The organism is Oceanisphaera marina (genome assembly GCF_014643915.1).
Lineage (GTDB): Bacteria > Pseudomonadota > Gammaproteobacteria > Enterobacterales > Aeromonadaceae > Oceanimonas > Oceanimonas marina.
In genome coordinates, this window is sequence record NZ_BMKE01000060.1 from 1 (window position 1) to 1,271 (window position 1,271).

The 1,271-nt window shown below is 48.0% G+C and carries 1 protein-coding gene; it reads left to right on the plus strand.

Annotation, left to right across the window (positions count from 1 at the left end):
• Nucleotides 1-48 precede the first annotated feature (48 nt).
• Nucleotides 49-1,241 (plus strand): IS3 family transposase gene (locus IEW52_RS15545; protein WP_188630991.1). Its coding sequence is split into 2 segments (ribosomal slippage): nucleotides 49-346 and nucleotides 346-1,241, totalling 1,194 coding nucleotides; the frame shifts between segments, so codons are not numbered across the junction.
• Nucleotides 1,242-1,271 lie beyond the last annotated feature (30 nt).

The following is a 1,271-nucleotide window of genomic DNA, read 5'->3' on the forward strand; positions in this document are numbered from 1 at the left end:
CTGGAGTGGCCCCGAATAAGTAGACACTTCTTCAGAGTGAGGAAGTGTATGCAATACCGAACCAAGCGTAAATTTAGTAATGAATTTAAGCGTGAAGCCGTTAGACTCTCCGTTTCATCACCTAAAACATTAGCTGAAATCTCCAGTGAGCTAGGGGTACGTCCGAACCTATTAAGCCGTTGGCGTCGAGAGTGGATAATGGACAAGCCAGATTCGAAACAAGATAAGCCCGTTAAAAATGAAGGGCCAGATAAAAGCCTTCGTCAGTTAGAACAAGAGAACAAGCGTCTTCAGAAAAAGCTAGAGCGCGCTGAATTGGAGCTCGATATCTTAAAAAAGCTGGAAGAGTACGCTACCAAGACTCGGCGATAAAATTTGCCTTCATCGACCGGTATCGCAGCATTAACTGGACGGTACTGGTGATGTGTCGCGTACTCCAGGTGTCTCGTGCGGGTTATTATTGTTGGAAGCAGCGCCAACGAGAGCCTTCGGTTCAGGCGGAGCGTCATCGCAGTTTGCTCGCCTTTTTATTGGCTGAAGCTAAGCAGCAACATGCTATTGCGGGTTATCGAAAATTATGGCGCGAAGCAGTTGACCGAGGCTTTGCGTGCGGCAAAAACCAAGTGCAACGGCTATTACAGAGCGTGGGCTATCGTTCTTGTGTCGCGCCTAAGCCTGGGCATCGTAAACATAAGCCAGGCATCGCTGCGACGCCGAATCTATTAGACCGACAGTTTACGGTCGCACAAGAGAACCGTGTTTGGGTGTCAGATATTACTCAAATACGCTGTGAGGAAGGCTGGCTGTATCTGGCTGTAATAATCGATCTTGCTACCAGACAGGTAGTGGGCAAGGCTCAAGGGCCGGTTAATAGCGCTGAATTAGTGATTAAGGCTTTAAAGCAGGCCTGGAAGAAGCAGAAGCCTGATGGCCGTGAGCTGATGTTCCATTCAGACCAAGGCAGCCAATATCATTGCATGGTGACCATGGCGTGGTTGAATAAGCGTAAAGTGACCATCAGTATGTCTCGGCGGGGAAACTGCTGGGATAATGCGTGCTCAGAAAGCTTTTTTGCTTTACTGAAAAAGGAGTGGACCCGCCGTTTAGGACTTTTAACTCGTAAAGAGATGACAGAAGAAATACACTTCTACATCACGCAGTATTACCACAAAGTAAGACAACACACTGCGCTGGGAGGGTTAACCCCCAACGCATATGCGCAGCAACTTAATGCTGCTTAAACTAGTGTCTACTTTAGTCGGGCCATTCCA